Source organism: Streptomyces sp. NPDC086554 (genome assembly GCF_040686095.1).
Lineage (GTDB): Bacteria > Actinomycetota > Actinomycetes > Streptomycetales > Streptomycetaceae > Streptomyces.
Genome location: NZ_JBFBJK010000004.1, coordinates 244261 through 260311, shown reverse-complemented (window position 1 = coordinate 260311; position 16051 = coordinate 244261). Strand labels below are relative to the sequence as shown.

Sequence of the window (16051 nt, the reverse complement as noted above, 5' to 3'; positions counted from 1 at the left end):
GCTACTTCAGCCCCAACACCATCGCATCCGACGGCGAAGCCCACACCGTCCGTGCCTCCCCGAAGCCCGCATCGCGCAGGGTCCGTGCGTGCCACTCCGGCGGCGGGGTGTCGCCGTCGGCGTGCTCGCCGTAGATCTCGAAGCGCTTGGCGGTGGGCTCGGCGAGGACCGGGTCCTTGGCGGCCAGGTCCCACCAGTCCTTCCAGTCCAGGGCGCCCTCGGCCTTGGCGGCGTCCATGCGGGCGTGCCGCTGGGCCCGGTCGGCGGCGTTCAGGCGCGGCGTCGCCGGGTCGGGCATGTGGTCGGCGTTGAGGAAGACGCCGCCGTCCCTGACGAGGCCCGCGAGCTGGCCGTACAGGGTGGTGAGGGGTTCGCTGTGCAGCCAGTGCAGGGCCGTGGCGGTGAGGACGGCGTCGTATGTGTCATACGGGAGCTGGGCCGTCCACTCCGGGTCCTTGAGGTCCGCGGTGACGAAGGTGACGCGGTCGTCCCCGGCGAAGGTGCCCTCGGCGATGGCGAGGAGCGCGGGGTCGAGGTCGACGCCCGTGCTGACGGCCTTCGGGAACCTCTTGAGCAGCCGGTCCGTAATACTCCCCGTACCGCACGCGAGGTCGAGCACGCGCGGTTCGGGGCCGACGGTGGCCTCGACCATGTCGAGCATGACCCGGAACCGCTCCTCGCGGTCGGGCAGATACCACTCCTGCTGCCGGTCCCAGCTGTCCTGCCAGGCACGCCAGTCGGTCGCGGGCGCGGTTTCCGTCATCAGAACCCCTCCAGTACGTAATACGCTCTCGTAATACCCTCGAAGCACGCGCAGCCGTTACTCACGCACTCACGAAGATAGCCCGCCCCGGTAAGGACTACAAGTGGAACTGGCCTATTACTCGGACTATGCCGTACGTCTGGTCAACAGCGAGGAGCCGGGTCGCAACAAGGACGCGCTGACGTCGGTCGAGGCGGTCCGCGAGCTCTTCGGCGCCAATCAGCAGGCGGCACGGCGCGCCACGGACTCCGACGTCACGCGCTTCCGCTCGGTGCGGGCCAGGCTCAGGGCGGTCTTCGAAGCGGCCGACGGGGGCGATGAAACGCTCGCCGTGGACCTGCTGAACTCGCTGCTCCTGGAGTTCCCGGTCAGCCCGCAGATCTCCGGCCACGACCACCGGGACGACGACGGCCGCCCGCTGTGGCACATGCACCTGGCGGACCACCCGTCGAACGCGACCGCGGGGTACGCCGCGATCGCCGCGATGGGCCTCGCCTTCCACCTCACCGAGCACGGCGTGGACCGCCTGGGCCTGTGCGAGGCAGCGCCGTGCCGCAACGCCTACCTCGACACATCGACCAACCGCTCCCGGCGCTACTGCTCGGACCGCTGCGCGACCCGCGCCAACGTCGCCGCCTACCGGGCCCGCAAGCGCTTGGAGACGGAGCGGTCCGACAGCACCGGCCGCGCGGCCGACACGGCCCAGCGCAGCAGCGCGAACGGGGAACGCTGAGCGGACTTGAGCTGGGGCGGGCGGTAGCGGAACCACACCTTCCCCAGGACGAGTTCCTCGGGCACGGTGCCGTAGTCCGTGCTGTCCCCGCCCGCGAACGCGTTGTCCCCGAGCACCCACCAGCCGCCGTCGCGCCGCTCGGCGGCCCGCTTGACGACCAACAGGTCCTGCTGGAACGGATGGCGAAGAACCACGACGTCACCGGCCCGCACCCGCGCGCCCCACTGCACCATCAGCCGGTCACCGTGGTACAGCGTGGGCACCATCGACGGCCCGGTCACCTCGGCAACGCCCAACGGCACGATGGCCCTTCTCCGTTCGCTCTCCTGCGACAGCTCCGGCATCACCGGCACCTCCCCGGTCCTATCCTCCACCAGTCCCAGTCTGACCCTGGACTTTTGTCCTAAGCCCATGGGGGCACTCGCGAAAACCCGTCCCTCACGGAGTAATGTCCCACCTGAGAAGACGATCACGAGGAAGGACAGCTACATGCTTTCCCGCCTGTTTGCCCCCAAGGTGAAGGTCAGCGCCCACTGCGACCTGCCCTGCGGCGTGTACGACCCGGCCCAGGCCCGCATCGAGGCGGAGTCGGTCAAGGCCGTCCAGGACAAGATGGCCGCCAACGACGACGTGCAGTTCCAGACGCGCGCCGTGGTCATCAAGGAGCAGCGCGCAGAGCTCGCCAAGCACCACGTCTCGGTGCTCTGGAGCGACTACTTCAAGCCCCCGCACTTCGAGAAGTACCCGGAGCTGCACCAGCTGGTCAACGACACCCTCAAGGCCCTCTCGGCCGCGAAGGCCTCGGCGGACCCGGCCACGGGCCAGAAGGCGCTGGACTACATCGCCCAGATCGACAAGATCTTCTGGGAGACGAAGAAGGCCTGACCCCTCCGGTCAGCGCTTTTTGCGCAGACGAGAGCACCCGGCATCCGCGCGGAGCCGGGTGCTCTCGGCGTTCCGTCAGCTCCGAACCGCCGCGAGACCCTTCACCAGGTCCTCGGCGTTCATGATCGGGTGGATCTCGATCTCCGCGCCCAGTTCGAAAAGCGGCTCGGCGATCGCCGGCATCTCCGGGCTCTCCTGCATGTCGAAGACGAAGGTGCAGCACCTCTTGCCCTGGCTGGGGCCGAAGTACGCGGCCTCGGGCTTTATGCGTGCCGACATCTCCTGGATGAGCTTGGGCAGTGTGCCGTTCTTGACCGCCTCGTTCGCGATCTGGGTGTCCAGACGTGCTCTCAACATGACCCTCATGGCACTCACTCCTCCCTTTCAGGATCCCGCCGCTTGCCCGGCCCCGCATCCGCGCCCGTCAGCGCACGGGTGCGCAGCGCGAGCAGCGCGCCGGTACGGAACGTTGCGTCGGTGAGCTGTGCACCGAAGAGGTCGTCCAGCTGGCGGAGCCTGCCGCGTACGGTCTGCGGGTGGATGCCCAGGGCGTCGGCGACCTCGGGGGCCGTGCGGCCCCAGGACGCGAGGAGCGCCTCCAGCGTCTGGGCGAGCCGGGCGGCCTTCCCCGGTGGCAGGCCCCGCAGCACGTCGGTGACGCGGTCCGCCATCAGCCGCCCGATGGGAGCGCCGGACAGCAGCTGTACGTCGAGCAGGTGGTCGGCGGCAGCGAGCAGTTCGCCCCTGGGGGCGTCGAGCCTGCGGCGGTGCTTGAGGGCGAGCCGCGCGCAGTGCGAGGAGAGCCAGGCGTCGCCGAGCGCGACCGTGGGGCCGATGGCCGCCGCGTGATCGCGTACCGCCGCCCGCAGCCGGTCCACGCGGCCGCCTTCCTCCGGATCGGGTACGACCAGGAGCAGTTCACCACCCCTCGGCAGGATCAGTACGTCCTCGTCGAGACCGGCGGCGAGCACCTGCCCGCCACCGCCCGCCTGCCGCATCACCAGACAGGCCACCGCTTCGGGCAGCCGCCAACTCGCCTGCTCGGCAAGGGTGGTGAGCGATTCGCCGCGGGGCTGCGCCGACTGCTCCAGGAGCTGCGCGGCCAGCGCCCTGCGGCTGCGCTGGGTCGGTCCTGTGGCGCGGGCCCGGGCCGCCGCATGACCGCGTACCGCGAGGTCGGACATCGCGGCGGTGTGCACGAGCACGGCCTCGGTGACCGCGATACCGGCCTCCGGAGGCAGGGCGGCCTCCTGCGCGAGCGCGACGTACCGGCGGCAGGCGACACGGGCGCCGGTGCGGTAGGCGGCCTGGATCCCGTCCGTGCCGCGGCCGTTGAGGAACTCGAGCCTGCCGAGGCGCTGGAAGAAGAGCTCATGGTCGCCCTGCGGTCCTTCCGGGTCGTCGACGAGCTCCACGAACTGGCGCATGGCGCGGTGCACCGCGGCCGTCACGTCCCGGCCCACGGCGGATCCGGTCGGCTGCTGGTAGACGCGCACGTCACGGCGGATCGCCATGAGCATCTCCGCGGCGATCTCCTCGATGCGCGGCCGCAGCACATCGGCGAAGACCTCGGGGATCTCGTGCCACGGCCGGCGGGAGAACGTACCCACGATGCTCTGCACAGCCCATCCCTCCCCCGGCACCCGGCGGTTACCGAGCAGTAAGTCTGTGGGGAGGCGGACGCCGGGGTCCAGTCCCGTGACGTACGGGCCTCCCGAGGGCTCACGGGCGTGAGTGGCCGGGGCGCGGAAGTGTCACGCGCGTTCAGGATTTCGGCGCCCCGCGGCCCGGCCCGTGGCGCGCGCCCGGCGGCTGAACCAGCGTGTGCCGCCCGGCGATACGCGCCGGTAACACCGAGCCCGACCCGTACGGAAGTGAAGGGTGAGAGCCGCATGTCCGTCAGTACCCGCACCTCCCGCAGCACCCACAACTCCCCCAAGCACAGGGGCCGTTCATCACGCCGCCGCCTCGTCGCCGCGGTGTCCGGGATCGCCGCCGCCGTCAGCCTCGGCGCGTTCGGCATCGTGACGCACCAGGCCACCGCGACACCGGCGGCGCCCGCAGCCGAAGAGCAGGTCGGCCCGCCGCAGAAGACCTTCGCCGCAGCGACCGCGTACGCGCTCGCCCACCCGGCGGCCGTGCCGACCGGTGCGAACGACTGGGCGTGCCGGCCGAGCACCGAACACCCCAGGCCGGTCGTCCTGGTGCACGGCACCTTCGAGAACCGCTATATGAACTGGGCCGCCCTCGCCCCGAAGCTCAAGGACGCGGGCTACTGCGTCTACGCGCTCAACTACGGCGGCAAGGAGGGCCAACTCCTCCAGGGCATCGGCGACATGGCCGCGTCCGCCGGACAGCTCTCGGCGTTCGTCGACAAGGTCCGTGAGCGGACCGGGTCCTCCCGCGTCGATCTGGTCGGCCACTCCCAGGGCGGCATGGTGCCGCGCCACTACATCAAGAAACTGGGCGGCGCCGCGAAGGTCGACAAGCTGGTCGCGCTCGCCCCCAACAATCACGGCACGACGCTCTCCGGCCTCGCCACACTGGCCAAGGCCATACCGGGCGCCGAGGACCTCACCGGCGCGGCCTGCCCCGCGTGCAGGCAGCAGATGACCGGCTCCGACTTCGTCACGGCACTCAACGAGGGCGGTGAGACGGACCCGGCCGTCGCCTACTCGGTGCTCGCGACCAGGACGGACTGGGTGGTCACCCCCTACACCTCGTCCTACCTGGCGAAGGCGGACAACGTCACCCAGAGCAAGCTCCAGGACCACTGCCCCCTGGACCTGACCGAACACATCGGCCTCAGCTACAACCAGACGGCGATGCGCTTCGTCCTGAACGCCCTCGACCCGGCCCACGCGCAGAAGCTCACCTGCTGACACGTCACGCGCGATGGTCGGCCAGGGCCAGATTCGCGGCGAAGCCGAGGAAGGCCACACCGCTGAACTGTTCCAGGCGGCGCCGGAAGGTGGGGCGCCTGATGCGGTCGCCGAGCGTCGACGCGGCGTAGGAGACGACCCAGTACCAGAGCGCGAGTTCGACGAGGTCGACCGCGGTGAACAGCAGTGTCGTACTGAAGACGGGTGCGCCGGCCGGGATGAACTGCGGGATCAGACTCATGTAGAAGATCCCGGCCTTGGGGTTGAGCAGGTTCGTGGCGAGCCCCGCGCGGAAGGCGGCCCGGCGGCTGCGGGGCGAGGCGGCCACGGGCTCCTCCAGCCGCCTCGCCTGCTCCGCCTGCCGCGCCTGCCCCCTCCGCCGAGCCCGCCACAGCGCCGAGACGCCCAGCCACGCCAGGTAGCAGGCGCCCGCGATGCGCAGGACGTCGTAGGCGAACCGGGACGCCGTGAGCAGCGCCGTCAGGCCGACCGCCGTGGCCACGCCCCAGGCGAGGCAGCCGGTGAGGATGCCGAGCGCGGCGGCGACCCCGCCGTCCCTGCCGTGGGCCACGGACGTCCGCAGGACGAGCAGCGTGTCCAGGCCCGGTGTGATGTTGATGATCGCGGCGACGCCCGCGAACGCGAGGGTGGCGGTGAGCATGCGAGGACCCTAGTGACGTACGCCGCCGCCGTGCGCCCCATTAATTCGCTTGCCGCCCTCCGCCGCCCCTGCTGCACTTGCCGCGTACACCCAGGGCCATCAAAGGAGACGCAATGCGCCGTTCGTTCATGTCCAGCCAGAAGGGAATCGCCGTCGACCCAGAGGACATGACGCTCAGTGCATACGCATTCGTCGAGCACGACCAACACCCTGAACCTGGGGATCCTGGCGCACGTAGACGCCGGTAAGACCAGCCTGACCGAGCGGCTGCTGCACGCCGCCGGTGTCATCGACGAGATCGGTCGCGTCGACGACGGAAACACCCAGACCGATTCGCTGGCCCTGGAGCGACAGCGCGGCATCACCATCAAGTCCGCCGTCGTCTCCTTCGCCGTCGACGACGTCACCGTCAATCTCATCGACACCCCCGGCCACCCGGACTTCATCGCCGAGGTGGAGCGGGTGCTCAGCGTGCTCGACGGCGCCGTGCTCGTCGTCTCGGCCGTGGAGGGCGTCCAGGCGCAGACCCGTGTGCTGATGCGGACGCTGCGCAGGCTCCGCATCCCCACGCTGATCTTCGTGAACAAGATCGACCGGCGTGGTGCGCGCCACGAGTCCCTGCTGAGCAGCATCTCCGAGCGCCTCGCAGCGGCCGTCGTGCCCATGGGGACGGTGCGCGATCCCGGCTCCAGGGACGCCCAGTGGGTTCCGCGTGCCGTCGGCGATCCCGCGTTCACCGACCGGCTCGTCGACGTCCTTGCCGCGCAGGACGACGCGCTGCTCTCCGCGTACGTCGACGAAGAGGCGGCCCTCACCCACGAGCGGCTCCGCGCCGAACTGGCCGCGCAGACCGGCCGCTGCCTGGTGCACCCGGTGTTCTTCGGCTCCGCGGCCACCGGCGCGGGCGTGCCCGAACTCATCGCGGGCATCCGGGAGTTGCTGCCCACCCAGGACGGCGACCCGCAGGCCCCGGCATCCGGCACCGTCTTCAAGGTCGAGCGCTGGGACGCCGGGGAGAAGATCGCCTACGTACGGATGTTCGCGGGGACGGTGCGCACCCGCGACCGGCTGCCGTTCACCGGCGGCCGCGAGGGCAAGGTGACCGCGGTCAGTGTCTTCGACCGCGGGTCGGCCGCGCCGCGCGACGGCGTGGCCGCGGGGCAGATCGGGAAACTGTGGGGGCTCGGCGACATCCGGATCGGCGACGTCATCGGCGTACCGCGCACGGGGGCGAGCACCGGCGGGACCGCTCCGCACCACTTCTCGCCGCCGACCCTGGAGACCGTCGTCGTGCCCGCCCGGGCCCGCGACAAGGGCGCGCTGCACCTCGCGCTCGCCCAGCTCGCCGAGCAGGACCCGCTGATCGACCTGCGCCAGGACGACGTCCGGCAGGAGGTGTACGTGTCGCTCTACGGCGAGGTCCAGAAGGAGGTCATCGAGGCGACGCTCGCCGAGGAGTACGGACTTGAGGTCGAGTTCCGCGAGACGACGACCATCTGCGTGGAGCGGGTGACCGGCAGCGGCGGCGCCCACGAGATCATCGACAAGGGCGACAACCCGTTCCTGGCGACGGTCGGGCTGCGCGTGGAACCCGGTCCGCCCGGTTCCGGCGTCCGGTTCCGCCTGGAGGTCGAGCTCGGTTCGATGCCGTACGCGTTCTTCCGCGCCGTCGAGGAGACCGTGCACGAGACGCTGCTGCAGGGCGTGTACGGCTGGGAGGTCGGCGACTGCGTGGTCACCATGACGCACTCCGGGTACTGGCCGCGGCAGAGCCACGCGCACGGCACGTTCGACAAGAGCATGTCGAGCACGGCCGGTGACTTCCGGCAGCTGACCCCGCTGATCCTGCTGAGCGCGCTCCAGCGGGCGGGCACCCAGGTGCACGAGCCGCTGCACCGGTTCCAACTCACCGTGCCCGAAGACCTGTTCGGGCAGCTCCTGCCGGTGCTCTCGCGGCTGCGGGCGGTCCCGCACACGCAGACGGCGCAGGGATCCTCGTATCTGGTCGAGGGAGAGATCCCGGCCGCCCGCGTGCACGATCTTGAGCAGCTGCTGCCCTCGCTGACACGCGGCGAGGGCGAGCTGGAGTCGGCCTTCGAGCGGTACCAGCCGGTCAGGGGCGAGCCCCCGGCCCGGCGGCGGACCGACCGGAATCCGCTCTGCCGCAAGGAGTACCTGCGGGAGGTGGCCGGCGTCAGGCGGTGAACCGCGGCAGGCCGAGCGCCCGTACGCGGTCGGCGTCGACGAGGATGTTGAGCTCGACGATCTTCCCGTCCGTGATGGTGAACTCCATGACGGAGACGACCTCGCCGTCCGGCACGCCGACCACGCCGAGCCGACCGTTGATGAACGCGAACGCGGTCGGCGGCGCACCCTTCGAGAACATCGAGGCCTGCCCGGCGACCACCGTCGCGCCGCGCACCAGCTTCGAGAGCCCGGAGGCCAGTTCGCCGGTGTCGGCGCGCAACACGACGTCCGGGTCGAGCAGTTCGAGCAGCGCGTCGAAGTCGCCGCCCCGCGCGGCCGCGAGGAAGGCGCCGACGACCTCGCGCTGCCGCACGGGGTCGTTGTCGGGCGTGGGAGCCGAGCCCTGGACGCGGCGGCGGGCGCGGCTGGCCAGCTGCCGGGTCGCGGCCGGGGTGCGCTCGACGATGGGGGCGACCTCGTCGAAGGGCACGGCGAACATGTCGTGCAGCACGAAGGCGAGGCGCTCGGCGGGCGCGAGTGTTTCGAGTACGACGAGCAGGGCGAGGCCGACCGAATCGGCGAGCAGCACCTCCTGCTCGGGGTCGACGACCTCGCCCCAGCTGACCACCGGGTCGGGCACGTGGGTGTCCTGGGAGAGCGCAAGGGACTCCTCGCGCCGTGACTGTCGCGTACGCAGCATGTCGAGGCAGATCCGGCCGACGACGGTCGTCAGCCAGCCCCCGAGGTTCGCGATCTCCCCGGCGTCCGAGCGGCTGAGCCGGATCCAGGACTCCTGGACGGCGTCATCCGACTCGCTGAGCGAGCCGAGCATGCGATAGGCGACGGCCTTCAGATGCGGCCGGTGCTCCTCGAAGCGGGCCGCCAGAGCGTCGTTCTGATCCATCCGTCACATTCCCTCGTCGCGATCCGGCACGGAGAGGGTGTAGCGGCGCTTCTCGGCACCGGCCGCGCCGAGCCGGTCGTAGAAGCGGATCGCGCCCTCGTTCCACACGGGCGTCTGCCATTGGACCTCGGTGAGCCCGAGGGCACGGGCCTGGGCGGTCACCGCGTCCGTCAGGAGCGCGCCGAGGCCGAGGCCGCGGTGGCCGTCGCGCAGGAAGAGGCAGTCCATGTGGAGGTACTCGGCGCCGTCCCAGGTGGAGATCTCCGGCGCGCAGGTGGCGTAGCCGACGACCTCGCCGTCCGGCAGCTCGGCCACGAGGCAGCGCAGGCGCGGCGCGGGCGTCCCGAAGAGCAGCGCGTCCAGGCGCCCGGCGAGGCCCGGGGCGAGCGGCGGGGCCTTCTCGTACACGGCATGCTCGGCGGCGAGTTGGGCGATGCGGGGCAGGTCCGCGGGGCGTGCATGGCGTACGCGAGGCGTGCCGTCCTTTGCGTGGCGTACGCGAGGCGTTCCGTCCGTCATCGCAGGTCCCCCTCGATGACGTCCTTGCCCCAGGCGGTGAGCCGCTCCGGCAGGGTCCCGCCACCGTCGAGCACGCACCGGACGTACGCGTCGCGCTCGTGCGTGAGCACGGCGGCCTCCCACACGCAGGGCGCCAACCCGGCTCGCCCCGGCCGGAGTTGGTCCGGCTCCCCCGCGGGCCCGACGAAGACTGCGAGGTCCGACATGTATCCCTCGATCCAGCTCTGTACGAGGACGTAGTCGCCGTCACCGCCCAAGTGCACGATCAGCACGGCGAGTCCGGCCGATCCGCGGGCCCCGCCCAGGCCGAGGTGCGCGCCGGCGATCCGCAGCGCCGCCGTCTCGTCCCGCCCGGTCACGTTCCGTCCCGGCGCCTCGACGGCGTACACCTTCACGAGGTGCCCGCCGGCCTCGCGGACACCCAACGCCCTTGCGGTGCGCGGGTGATGGCCGTCGGCGAGCGCGAGGAGCCGTTCCACGTCGACGGCGGACGGCAGGTCGTCAAGCTCGGTCATGTCCATGCCCCCATGATGCAGCTGTCCGCTACTTCTCGCCGAGGATCCGTCGCACGTTGCCCCGCACCCGGTCCTGGTCCGCGCGGACCGCCTCGTACGCGTCCTTGTGGCGGGCGACGTCGGCGCGCTGCTTCTCCTTGCGCACGGCCCACCACGCGCCGGCCGTGTTGTGCTCCCGCTTGCACTCGACGTCGGCCACCGCCGTAGCCAGCTCCCCGCGCGTACGCGTGGTGTTGCCGTCGCTGCGGCCCTTGCGGCCCCAGGCCTTGTCGCCGAAGGCGGCGCCCGGCGTCCTGTAGCGCTTGACGCCCTTGTCGGCCATGCACCGCGACCACGTGCCGAGCGCCTCGCGCACCCGCTCGTCCTTGGCGGCCGCCTTGTCCAGGCGCCGGCTCCGCTCCGACGTGTACGTCCACATGCGCGCCTCGTCCGACACGCCCGCCGTGAGGCGCTTGGTGCCCGCACCGGAGCAACCACCGCTTCCGGAGGTCTTGCCGCGCAGCCCGTACAGCACTTCGTGTTCCTCGTCCGTCATGGCACGGCCCTCGGGCCGTCCCGCGGCGGCCCCGGACCTCTTCGGGTCGTAGCCGTAGCCCCAGCGCCGGGCGGCGTCGAGATCGAGCGGCCCGTACGGGTACGACGCGACCCCCACGGCGGTCAGCGTCACCGACGGCATGCCCTTCGCCTGCTTCGGATACAGCGGGAAGTCGTCGAAGCCGAGGTCCCGCATGCACCGCTGTGTGAGACGGGCCTGCGCCTCCGTGTGCCGCTCGTTGTCCCGCAGACTGAACTCATAGCGGTCCAGCGGCAGTTCGGGAAGATCCTTCTCATCCTTCACCGTCGGCACGCCGGGCGTGTCCTGCGCACCCGCCCCGGAGGAATCGGACCCGCACCCCGCGAGTCCCACCACCATCAGCCCCGCAACAGCGCAGCCGGTCACGCCCCGCAGCCTCATCGATCCGTCCCTCCCCTGGCGACACTCTGACGCGACGAACCTAGCCCGGGCGGCCCGGGCAGCGTGGAAGCACGGCAAATTCTTCTGTGTCTCTCAGTCCGTACGGCACGGCGCTCATGGCCGGTCGTACGTGTCAGCCGTGGCGGCGCCTACGTCTCGTCGGACCGCGCAGGCGCGGCGTCCGCGGGCGGCGGCTGCTGCTCCTGCTGCTGCGCGACTTCGTCGACGCACGCCTCGCACTGCGGGTTGTGGCACGGGCCGGGGCCCCACACGGGGACGAACGCCCCGAGCACCTTCCGCCGCTTGATGACCGTGTCCACGGGCCGTCCGCAGGACGGGCACACCGGCTCGTCCTGCCGGCGGGCGCGGGACCGGCTCCCATCCTTGCCCATACGTCCAGGATATGGCGGTGTGGGCGGTGCGGATAGTCCAGCCGTTCAGCGGCTTCGGCCGCTCTTCATTCCCGGCGTCCTTTCGGGTCCGTCCTTTCGGGTCCGTCCTTTCGGGGCCCGCCCGGACGGATTCCGTCCGTGTCAAATTCCCCGTTCACCACCTGGCTCGCCAACTCCGAAAGCCGCAGCCGATTCGCCCGCGCATGCCCCCGCAGCGCTTTGAACGCCTCGTCGACCGTGCACTGCCAGCGCTCGGCGAGCACGCCCTTCGCCTGTTCGATGATGACCCGGCTGCTGAGCGCCGCCTGCAACTGGCCGCGCTCCGCCTCGCTCTGTTCCAGGGAACGCCGCTGCACGATGGCGATCGTGGCGACGTCCGCGAGGGCCTGCGCGAGCGCCACCTCGTCGGGGCCCAGCACATCACCCCGCCCATGGAAGAGGTTCAGCGCGCCGAGGACCTCGCCCCGCAGCCGCAGGGGCAGCACATGCGCCGTCGAGAATCCGGCCGCCTGCGCGTTCCGGGCGAACTCCGGCCAGACGACGGACGCCTCCCGGCCGCCGAGGGCGATGTTCGTGTGTGCCGCGCCCGACCGGCAGCAGTCCGGGCTCGGCCCCTGGGCCTCCTGCAAGGAGAACAGATCGAGCACCCAGGGCTGCCCGCTGGACGCCGCGCCGAGCCGCAACCGGCCATCGGGTTCGGCCAGCATGACGCCGGCCGCCGCCGCGCCGAGCAGTTCCACACAGCGCACGGTGAGGTTGTGCAGGAACTCGGCGACGTCGAATTCATCGGCCAGGGAGTCAGCCACTTCCACGAAGGCCTCCGCCACAAGTAGTGCGCGGGATGCGGTACTTGAAGTGTTGCGGGACGCAGTGCCCCTCGTCTCGCGGGATGTGCCGACCAGCATCTCGTGAAGCAGTTCGCAGGACATGAGATTCACACCCTTCGTCGCGCCTGCGGACAACACAGCTGCAATGTAGCGACTTTATGCGAATCGTCGGCTGTCGCGGCCCGAATCGGGCGACTGCGGTTCCCGCCACATCGGCCACAGCTGCGGACCGTCCGGCAGATCGATGGCGCTCCCGGTGAAAGCGAATCCCAACCGCGTGTACAGCGCACGGCTGCGGCTGTTGCTCGCCTCCAGATAGGCATGCAGCCCTTCGCGGTCGCACCGGTCGAGTACGTCGTTGATCAGCGCGGAACCGAGCCCTTCGCCCTGCCGCTCCGGGCTCACGCCGATCATGTGCAGATACTGGTGGGCCCGGTCGGAGGGGTGCGCGTCGCCGGTCAGCCGGCCGATCACCTCGATCCGCGTGTTCCGCGGGTCGACGGCGTCGCGGAGCCGCGCAGGCCCGTCCTCGCCTTCCTCATGTGCGCCCGCGGGGACGGACCACCACAGGGCGACGGCCGCGCCGTCCTCCGTGATGTCGACGTACCCCTCGCTCAGCGCGATGTCGAGGAAGGCGGCCATCAGGGCGCCGTGCCGCTCGCGGCGGTACTCCCGGTCGGGAAAGACCCAGCCGCTCACCGGATCGTCCTGGAACGCCGCGTCGAGCAACCGGACCACATCCGCCCTGTCGCCCTCGCCGGCTCTCCGGATCGCTACTCCCACGGCCCGCCCCTTAACCCCTCGAGTGCACATCGGCCACGCCCGCCCTGCCACGCTCAACTGCGTGTCCCGCGCCACCGGTTGCAGCCTAAGTGATCGTGCCCCCGCACATGGCCGGGCCCCGCACCCTGTCCGGATATCGGCGGAGTGCGGGGCCCTACTGGCTCGCTTGTCGCCCGTCGCTCGTGTGCCTCCTGGATCTCCTCTCGGTACGTCCTGTGCGTGCGCTGCTTTCAATGCGTACGCCGTGTCACGAACTCCGCGAGGGCCAGCAGGCCGCCCGCCGCCTCCGGGACCGGCACCGCTCCGGCGAGCTGGTTGATCGCCCGGGACATCCGGTCCGCCGCGTGCAGCAGCGCCCAGTCCCTGCCGCCCGCCGCCTCGACGGCGCGGGCCATGCGGTCCAGGTCGCCGTCGCGGGGCCGCTGCCCGTACAGCTCGGCCAGCTCGGCGGCGGCCGGGGCGCCGGAGGCCAGCGCGGCGACCACCGGCAGGGACTTCTTGCGGGCGGCGAGGTCCGCACCGGCCGGCTTGCCGGTGCGGCCCGGGTCGCCCCAGATGCCGATCACGTCGTCGATGAGCTGGAAGGCGAGCCCGGCCTCGCGGCCGAACCCGTCGAGCGCATCCACCTCGGCGCGCCCCGCGCCCGCGTACGACGCCCCCAGTGCACAGGCGCACCCCAGCAGCGCCCCCGTCTTGGCCTCGGCCATGGCGAGGCACTCGTCGAGCGTGACCTCGTCGGGGCCCCGGCGCTCAAGGGCGCAGTCCGCGTGCTGGCCCGCGCAGAGCTCCACCACGCAGGAGGCGAGGCGGGCGGCCGCCGCCGGGGCCGCGGGGTGCGGGTCCTCGGCGAGCAGCCGCTGCGCCAGCGCCTGCAGGGCGTCACCGGCCAGGATCGCGTCGGCCTCGCCGAACACGGTCCAGGCGGTGGGCCGGTGCCTGCGGGTGGTGTCGCGGTCCATGACGTCGTCGTGCAGCAGCGTGAAGTTGTGGGTCAACTCCACGGCCGCGGCGGCCCGGACGGCCATCGCGGGCTCCCCGCCGAGCGCCCGCACCGCGGCGAGCACGAGCGCCGGCCTGATGGCCTTGCCCGCGTGCCCCGCGGCCGGTGTGCCGTCCGCGTGCTCCCACCCGAAGTGGTAGAGGGCGACACGGCGCATCGATCCGGGCAGCGAGTCGACGGCCCGGCGCAGCTCCGGGTCGACGCACAGCCGCGCCGCCGCGAGGATCTCCGCCGCTTCCTGCCCCGCGCTCCCGTCGGGCCCTTCCTGAATGCCGTACGCATCGGCCGTGACCTGCACCATCTCCGTCATGTCCGTCGTCGTGTCCGTCATGGACTCACCCCGGGAAGGAGGCGGACGGTGGCGTTTCCTGGGCCTTTGGGCGCGTACGGAGTGGGTGTACCCGTACGCGCGACCACAGACACGGACTCACGACCAGCGGCCGATCTCGACGTCCTCCAGCACGCCGAGAGCGTCCGGCACCAGGACCGCCGCCGAGTAGTACGTCGACACCAGGTACGAGATGATCGCCTGCTCACTGATGCCCATGAAGCGCACCGACAGGCTCGGCTCGATCTCGTCCGGGATGCCCGCCTGGTGGAGGCCGATGACGCCCTGCTCCTCCTCTCCCGTACGCATACAGATGATGGAGGTGGTGCGGGCCTCGCTGACCGGGATCTTGTTGCACGGGAAGATCGGCACCCCGCGCCAGGTGGGGATGCGGTTGCCTGCCATGTCGATGGTCTCCGGCACGAGCCCGCGCTTGTTGAGTTCGCGCCCGAACGCGGCGATCGCGCGCGGGTGGGCGAGGAAGAGCTTCGAACCCCGCCTGCGGCTGAGCAGTTCGTCCATGTCGTCCGGGCTCGGCACGCCGTCGTGCGGCTGCAGCCGCTGCTCGTACTCGCAGTTGTGGAGCAGACCGAACTCGCGGTTGTTGATCATCTCGTGTTCCTGGCGCTCCTTGAGCGCCTCGACCGTGAGCCGCAACTGCTGCTCGGTCTGGTTCATCGGCTGGTTGTAGAGGTCGGCCACGCGCGAGTGGACGCGCAGCACGGTCTGGGCGACGCTCAGTTCGTACTCGCGGGGCGCCGCCTCGTAGTCCACGTACGTGCCCGGCAGCACGGCCTCGCCGACGTGTCCTGCGGAGAGGTCGATGGACGCCTCGCCGAATTTGTTCGTCCGCTGGGCCGGGACGGACCGCAGCCGCTGCAGATGGTCACGGAGCGTGTCTGCGCGCTCCGCGACCTGGTCGAGGTCCTGGCGGGGCAGCGTGAGCACGGTGCACGCGGTCACCGCCCGGATCGTGTACTCCCAGATGGCCTCCGGGTCGAGCAGCGACTGATCGCCGAAGTACGAACCGTCGGCGAGCGTCGCGAGGACGGTGTCGTCGCCGTAGGGCCCGGTGCCGATCTTCTCGACCCTGCCGTGTGCGAGCAGGAACGCCTCGTCGGCCTGGCTGCCGAAGGAGGCGATGACCTCGCCGGCGGCGAACTCGCGCTGCTGACAGCGCTGGGCGAGTTCGCCGAGCACCTCGAGGTTCTCGTAATCCCGCAGGACCGGCAGCTCGCCGAGCTCCGCGGGGATGACCTGGACCCGGTCCCCCGTCTTCACGAACGTGACCCGGCCGTCGCCGACCGAGTAGCTCAGCCTCCGGTTCACTCGATACGTACCGCCCTGCACCTGCACCCATGGCAACGTCCGGAGCAGCCAGCGGGAGCTGATCTCCTGCATCTGCGGTGCGGACTTGGTGGTGGTGGCCAGATTCCGTGCGGCCGAAGTACCCAGACTCTGCTGCGGCTTGGCCTGCTCCGCACGGACCTCTTCGCCTACCGACATTGGCAATGCCCTCCCGATCAAGCGCTGATCTGCACCGCCAACACTTGCAGCACGGTGAGTGGCCGCGCCATTACACAAACGAGCGGGAATGGATCACTGGGGACGGGGCAACCCCCGCGTATCGGATGTTCGGGGAACTCCAAGATCCCGGCACCCGTTGAACGAGTGACGCCACAGAGACCACGAGAGACCACGAGAGATACCACCGCAG

18 protein-coding genes are annotated in these 16051 nt (G+C 71.0%); 4 read left to right on the top strand and 14 right to left on the bottom strand.

Annotated features, from left to right (window positions below; translation table 11 throughout):
• Position 1 precedes the first annotated feature (1 nt).
• Positions 2-763, bottom strand: a complete 762-nt coding sequence (locus AB0O76_RS08455; RefSeq protein ID WP_365486748.1) for a class I SAM-dependent methyltransferase — start codon at positions 761-763, stop codon at positions 2-4.
• A 103-nt stretch (positions 764-866) separates the two neighbouring features.
• Between AB0O76_RS08455 and AB0O76_RS08450 the strand changes: the two genes are divergently transcribed.
• Positions 867-1496: a CGNR zinc finger domain-containing protein gene (locus tag AB0O76_RS08450; protein ID WP_266870684.1), complete on the top strand. Its 630-nt coding sequence runs from the start codon at positions 867-869 to the stop codon at positions 1494-1496.
• Here the strand turns inward: AB0O76_RS08450 and sodX are convergent.
• The gene (gene sodX, locus AB0O76_RS08445) at positions 1400-1840 is read right to left on the bottom strand and encodes a nickel-type superoxide dismutase maturation protease (protein ID WP_365487099.1); all 441 of its coding nucleotides are present in this window, start codon (positions 1838-1840) and stop codon (positions 1400-1402) included. The genes AB0O76_RS08450 and sodX overlap by 97 nt on opposite strands.
• A 145-nt stretch (positions 1841-1985) precedes the next feature.
• Here sodX and sodN point away from each other — a divergent pair, with 145 nt between their 5' ends.
• The gene (gene sodN, locus AB0O76_RS08440; RefSeq protein ID WP_360767449.1) at positions 1986-2381 is read left to right on the top strand and encodes a superoxide dismutase, Ni; all 396 of its coding nucleotides are present in this window, start codon (positions 1986-1988) and stop codon (positions 2379-2381) included.
• A gap of 75 nt (positions 2382-2456) precedes the next feature.
• On the opposite strand, the gene AB0O76_RS08435 is transcribed toward sodN, so the two are convergent.
• Both AB0O76_RS08435 and AB0O76_RS08430 read right to left on the bottom strand, forming a co-directional pair.
• Positions 2457-2738, bottom strand: a complete 282-nt coding sequence (locus AB0O76_RS08435) for a hypothetical protein (protein ID WP_365486746.1) — start codon at positions 2736-2738, stop codon at positions 2457-2459.
• A gap of 14 nt (positions 2739-2752) precedes the next feature.
• Positions 2753-4003 carry a helix-turn-helix domain-containing protein gene (locus tag AB0O76_RS08430; RefSeq protein WP_365486744.1) on the bottom strand — a complete coding sequence of 417 codons (1251 nt, stop codon included), beginning with the start codon at positions 4001-4003 and terminating at the stop codon, positions 2753-2755.
• A 270-nt stretch (positions 4004-4273) separates the two neighbouring features.
• Here AB0O76_RS08430 and AB0O76_RS08425 point away from each other — a divergent pair, with 270 nt between their 5' ends.
• Complete coding sequence (locus AB0O76_RS08425) at positions 4274-5263, top strand: alpha/beta fold hydrolase (protein ID WP_365486742.1); 990 nt, start codon at positions 4274-4276, stop codon at positions 5261-5263.
• A 4-nt stretch (positions 5264-5267) separates the two neighbouring features.
• Here AB0O76_RS08425 and AB0O76_RS08420 read toward each other — a convergent pair whose 3' ends face one another.
• Positions 5268-5924: a LysE family translocator gene (locus AB0O76_RS08420; protein WP_365486740.1), complete on the bottom strand. Its 657-nt coding sequence runs from the start codon at positions 5922-5924 to the stop codon at positions 5268-5270.
• A gap of 177 nt (positions 5925-6101) precedes the next feature.
• On the opposite strand from AB0O76_RS08420, the gene AB0O76_RS08415 reads away from it, so the two are divergent.
• Positions 6102-8129, top strand: a complete 2028-nt coding sequence (locus AB0O76_RS08415) for a translation factor GTPase family protein (RefSeq protein ID WP_365486738.1) — start codon at positions 6102-6104, stop codon at positions 8127-8129.
• Here AB0O76_RS08415 and AB0O76_RS08410 read toward each other — a convergent pair.
• The 9 genes from AB0O76_RS08410 to AB0O76_RS08370 form a co-directional block, all read right to left on the bottom strand.
• The gene (locus AB0O76_RS08410) at positions 8119-9015 is read right to left on the bottom strand and encodes a sigma-70 family RNA polymerase sigma factor (RefSeq protein WP_365486736.1); all 897 of its coding nucleotides are present in this window, start codon (positions 9013-9015) and stop codon (positions 8119-8121) included. The two genes, AB0O76_RS08415 and AB0O76_RS08410, sit on opposite strands and share 11 nt — an antisense overlap.
• 3 nt (positions 9016-9018) lie before the next feature.
• Positions 9019-9534, bottom strand: coding sequence for a GNAT family N-acetyltransferase (locus tag AB0O76_RS08405; RefSeq protein WP_365486734.1), 516 nt, complete (start codon positions 9532-9534; stop codon positions 9019-9021).
• Positions 9531-10055, bottom strand: a complete 525-nt coding sequence (locus AB0O76_RS08400) for a hypothetical protein (protein ID WP_365486732.1) — start codon at positions 10053-10055, stop codon at positions 9531-9533. Before AB0O76_RS08400 ends, AB0O76_RS08405 begins: the two co-directional genes overlap by 4 nt.
• Positions 10056-10077: 22 nt before the next feature.
• Entirely contained in the window at positions 10078-11004 is a 927-nt protein-coding gene (locus tag AB0O76_RS08395; protein WP_365486730.1) for a hypothetical protein, read from the bottom strand.
• A 149-nt stretch (positions 11005-11153) separates the two neighbouring features.
• A complete protein-coding gene (locus AB0O76_RS08390) occupies positions 11154-11396 on the bottom strand; it encodes a hypothetical protein (RefSeq protein WP_365486728.1) in 243 nt (80 codons plus the stop codon).
• A 65-nt stretch (positions 11397-11461) separates the two neighbouring features.
• A complete protein-coding gene (locus tag AB0O76_RS08385) occupies positions 11462-12208 on the bottom strand; it encodes a GAF and ANTAR domain-containing protein (RefSeq protein ID WP_365486727.1) in 747 nt (248 codons plus the stop codon).
• A gap of 171 nt (positions 12209-12379) precedes the next feature.
• Positions 12380-13006 (bottom strand): GNAT family N-acetyltransferase, encoded by a 627-nt coding sequence (locus AB0O76_RS08380; RefSeq protein ID WP_365486725.1) that lies wholly within the window; start codon positions 13004-13006, stop codon positions 12380-12382.
• A 230-nt stretch (positions 13007-13236) separates the two neighbouring features.
• Complete coding sequence (locus tag AB0O76_RS08375; RefSeq protein WP_365487097.1) at positions 13237-14307, bottom strand: family 2 encapsulin nanocompartment cargo protein polyprenyl transferase; 1071 nt, start codon at positions 14305-14307, stop codon at positions 13237-13239.
• A 126-nt stretch (positions 14308-14433) separates the two neighbouring features.
• The gene (locus AB0O76_RS08370) at positions 14434-15840 is read right to left on the bottom strand and encodes a family 2B encapsulin nanocompartment shell protein (protein ID WP_365486723.1); all 1407 of its coding nucleotides are present in this window, start codon (positions 15838-15840) and stop codon (positions 14434-14436) included.
• Positions 15841-16051: the final 211 nt, after the last annotated feature.

Excerpts from the sequence above, each read along its gene's own strand:
- AB0O76_RS08405 (WP_365486734.1), bottom strand. The coding sequence starts at position 9,534 with ATGACGGACGGAACGCCTCGCGTACGCCACGCAAAGGACGGCACGCCT.
- AB0O76_RS08420 (WP_365486740.1), bottom strand. The coding sequence starts at position 5,924 with ATGCTCACCGCCACCCTCGCGTTCGCGGGCGTCGCCGCGATCATCAAC.
- AB0O76_RS08435 (WP_365486746.1), bottom strand. The coding sequence starts at position 2,738 with ATGTTGAGAGCACGTCTGGACACCCAGATCGCGAACGAGGCGGTCAAG.
- AB0O76_RS08425 (WP_365486742.1), top strand. The coding sequence starts at position 4,274 with ATGTCCGTCAGTACCCGCACCTCCCGCAGCACCCACAACTCCCCCAAG.
- AB0O76_RS08410 (WP_365486736.1), bottom strand. The coding sequence starts at position 9,015 with ATGGATCAGAACGACGCTCTGGCGGCCCGCTTCGAGGAGCACCGGCCG.
- sodN (WP_360767449.1), top strand. The coding sequence starts at position 1,986 with ATGCTTTCCCGCCTGTTTGCCCCCAAGGTGAAGGTCAGCGCCCACTGC.
- sodX (WP_365487099.1), bottom strand. The coding sequence starts at position 1,840 with ATGCCGGAGCTGTCGCAGGAGAGCGAACGGAGAAGGGCCATCGTGCCG.
- AB0O76_RS08395 (WP_365486730.1), bottom strand. The coding sequence starts at position 11,004 with ATGAGGCTGCGGGGCGTGACCGGCTGCGCTGTTGCGGGGCTGATGGTG.
- AB0O76_RS08400 (WP_365486732.1), bottom strand. The coding sequence starts at position 10,055 with ATGGACATGACCGAGCTTGACGACCTGCCGTCCGCCGTCGACGTGGAA.
- AB0O76_RS08370 (WP_365486723.1), bottom strand. The coding sequence starts at position 15,840 with ATGTCGGTAGGCGAAGAGGTCCGTGCGGAGCAGGCCAAGCCGCAGCAG.
- AB0O76_RS08375 (WP_365487097.1), bottom strand. The coding sequence starts at position 14,307 with ATGGTGCAGGTCACGGCCGATGCGTACGGCATTCAGGAAGGGCCCGAC.
- AB0O76_RS08390 (WP_365486728.1), bottom strand. The coding sequence starts at position 11,396 with ATGGGCAAGGATGGGAGCCGGTCCCGCGCCCGCCGGCAGGACGAGCCG.
- AB0O76_RS08455 (WP_365486748.1), bottom strand. The coding sequence starts at position 763 with ATGACGGAAACCGCGCCCGCGACCGACTGGCGTGCCTGGCAGGACAGC.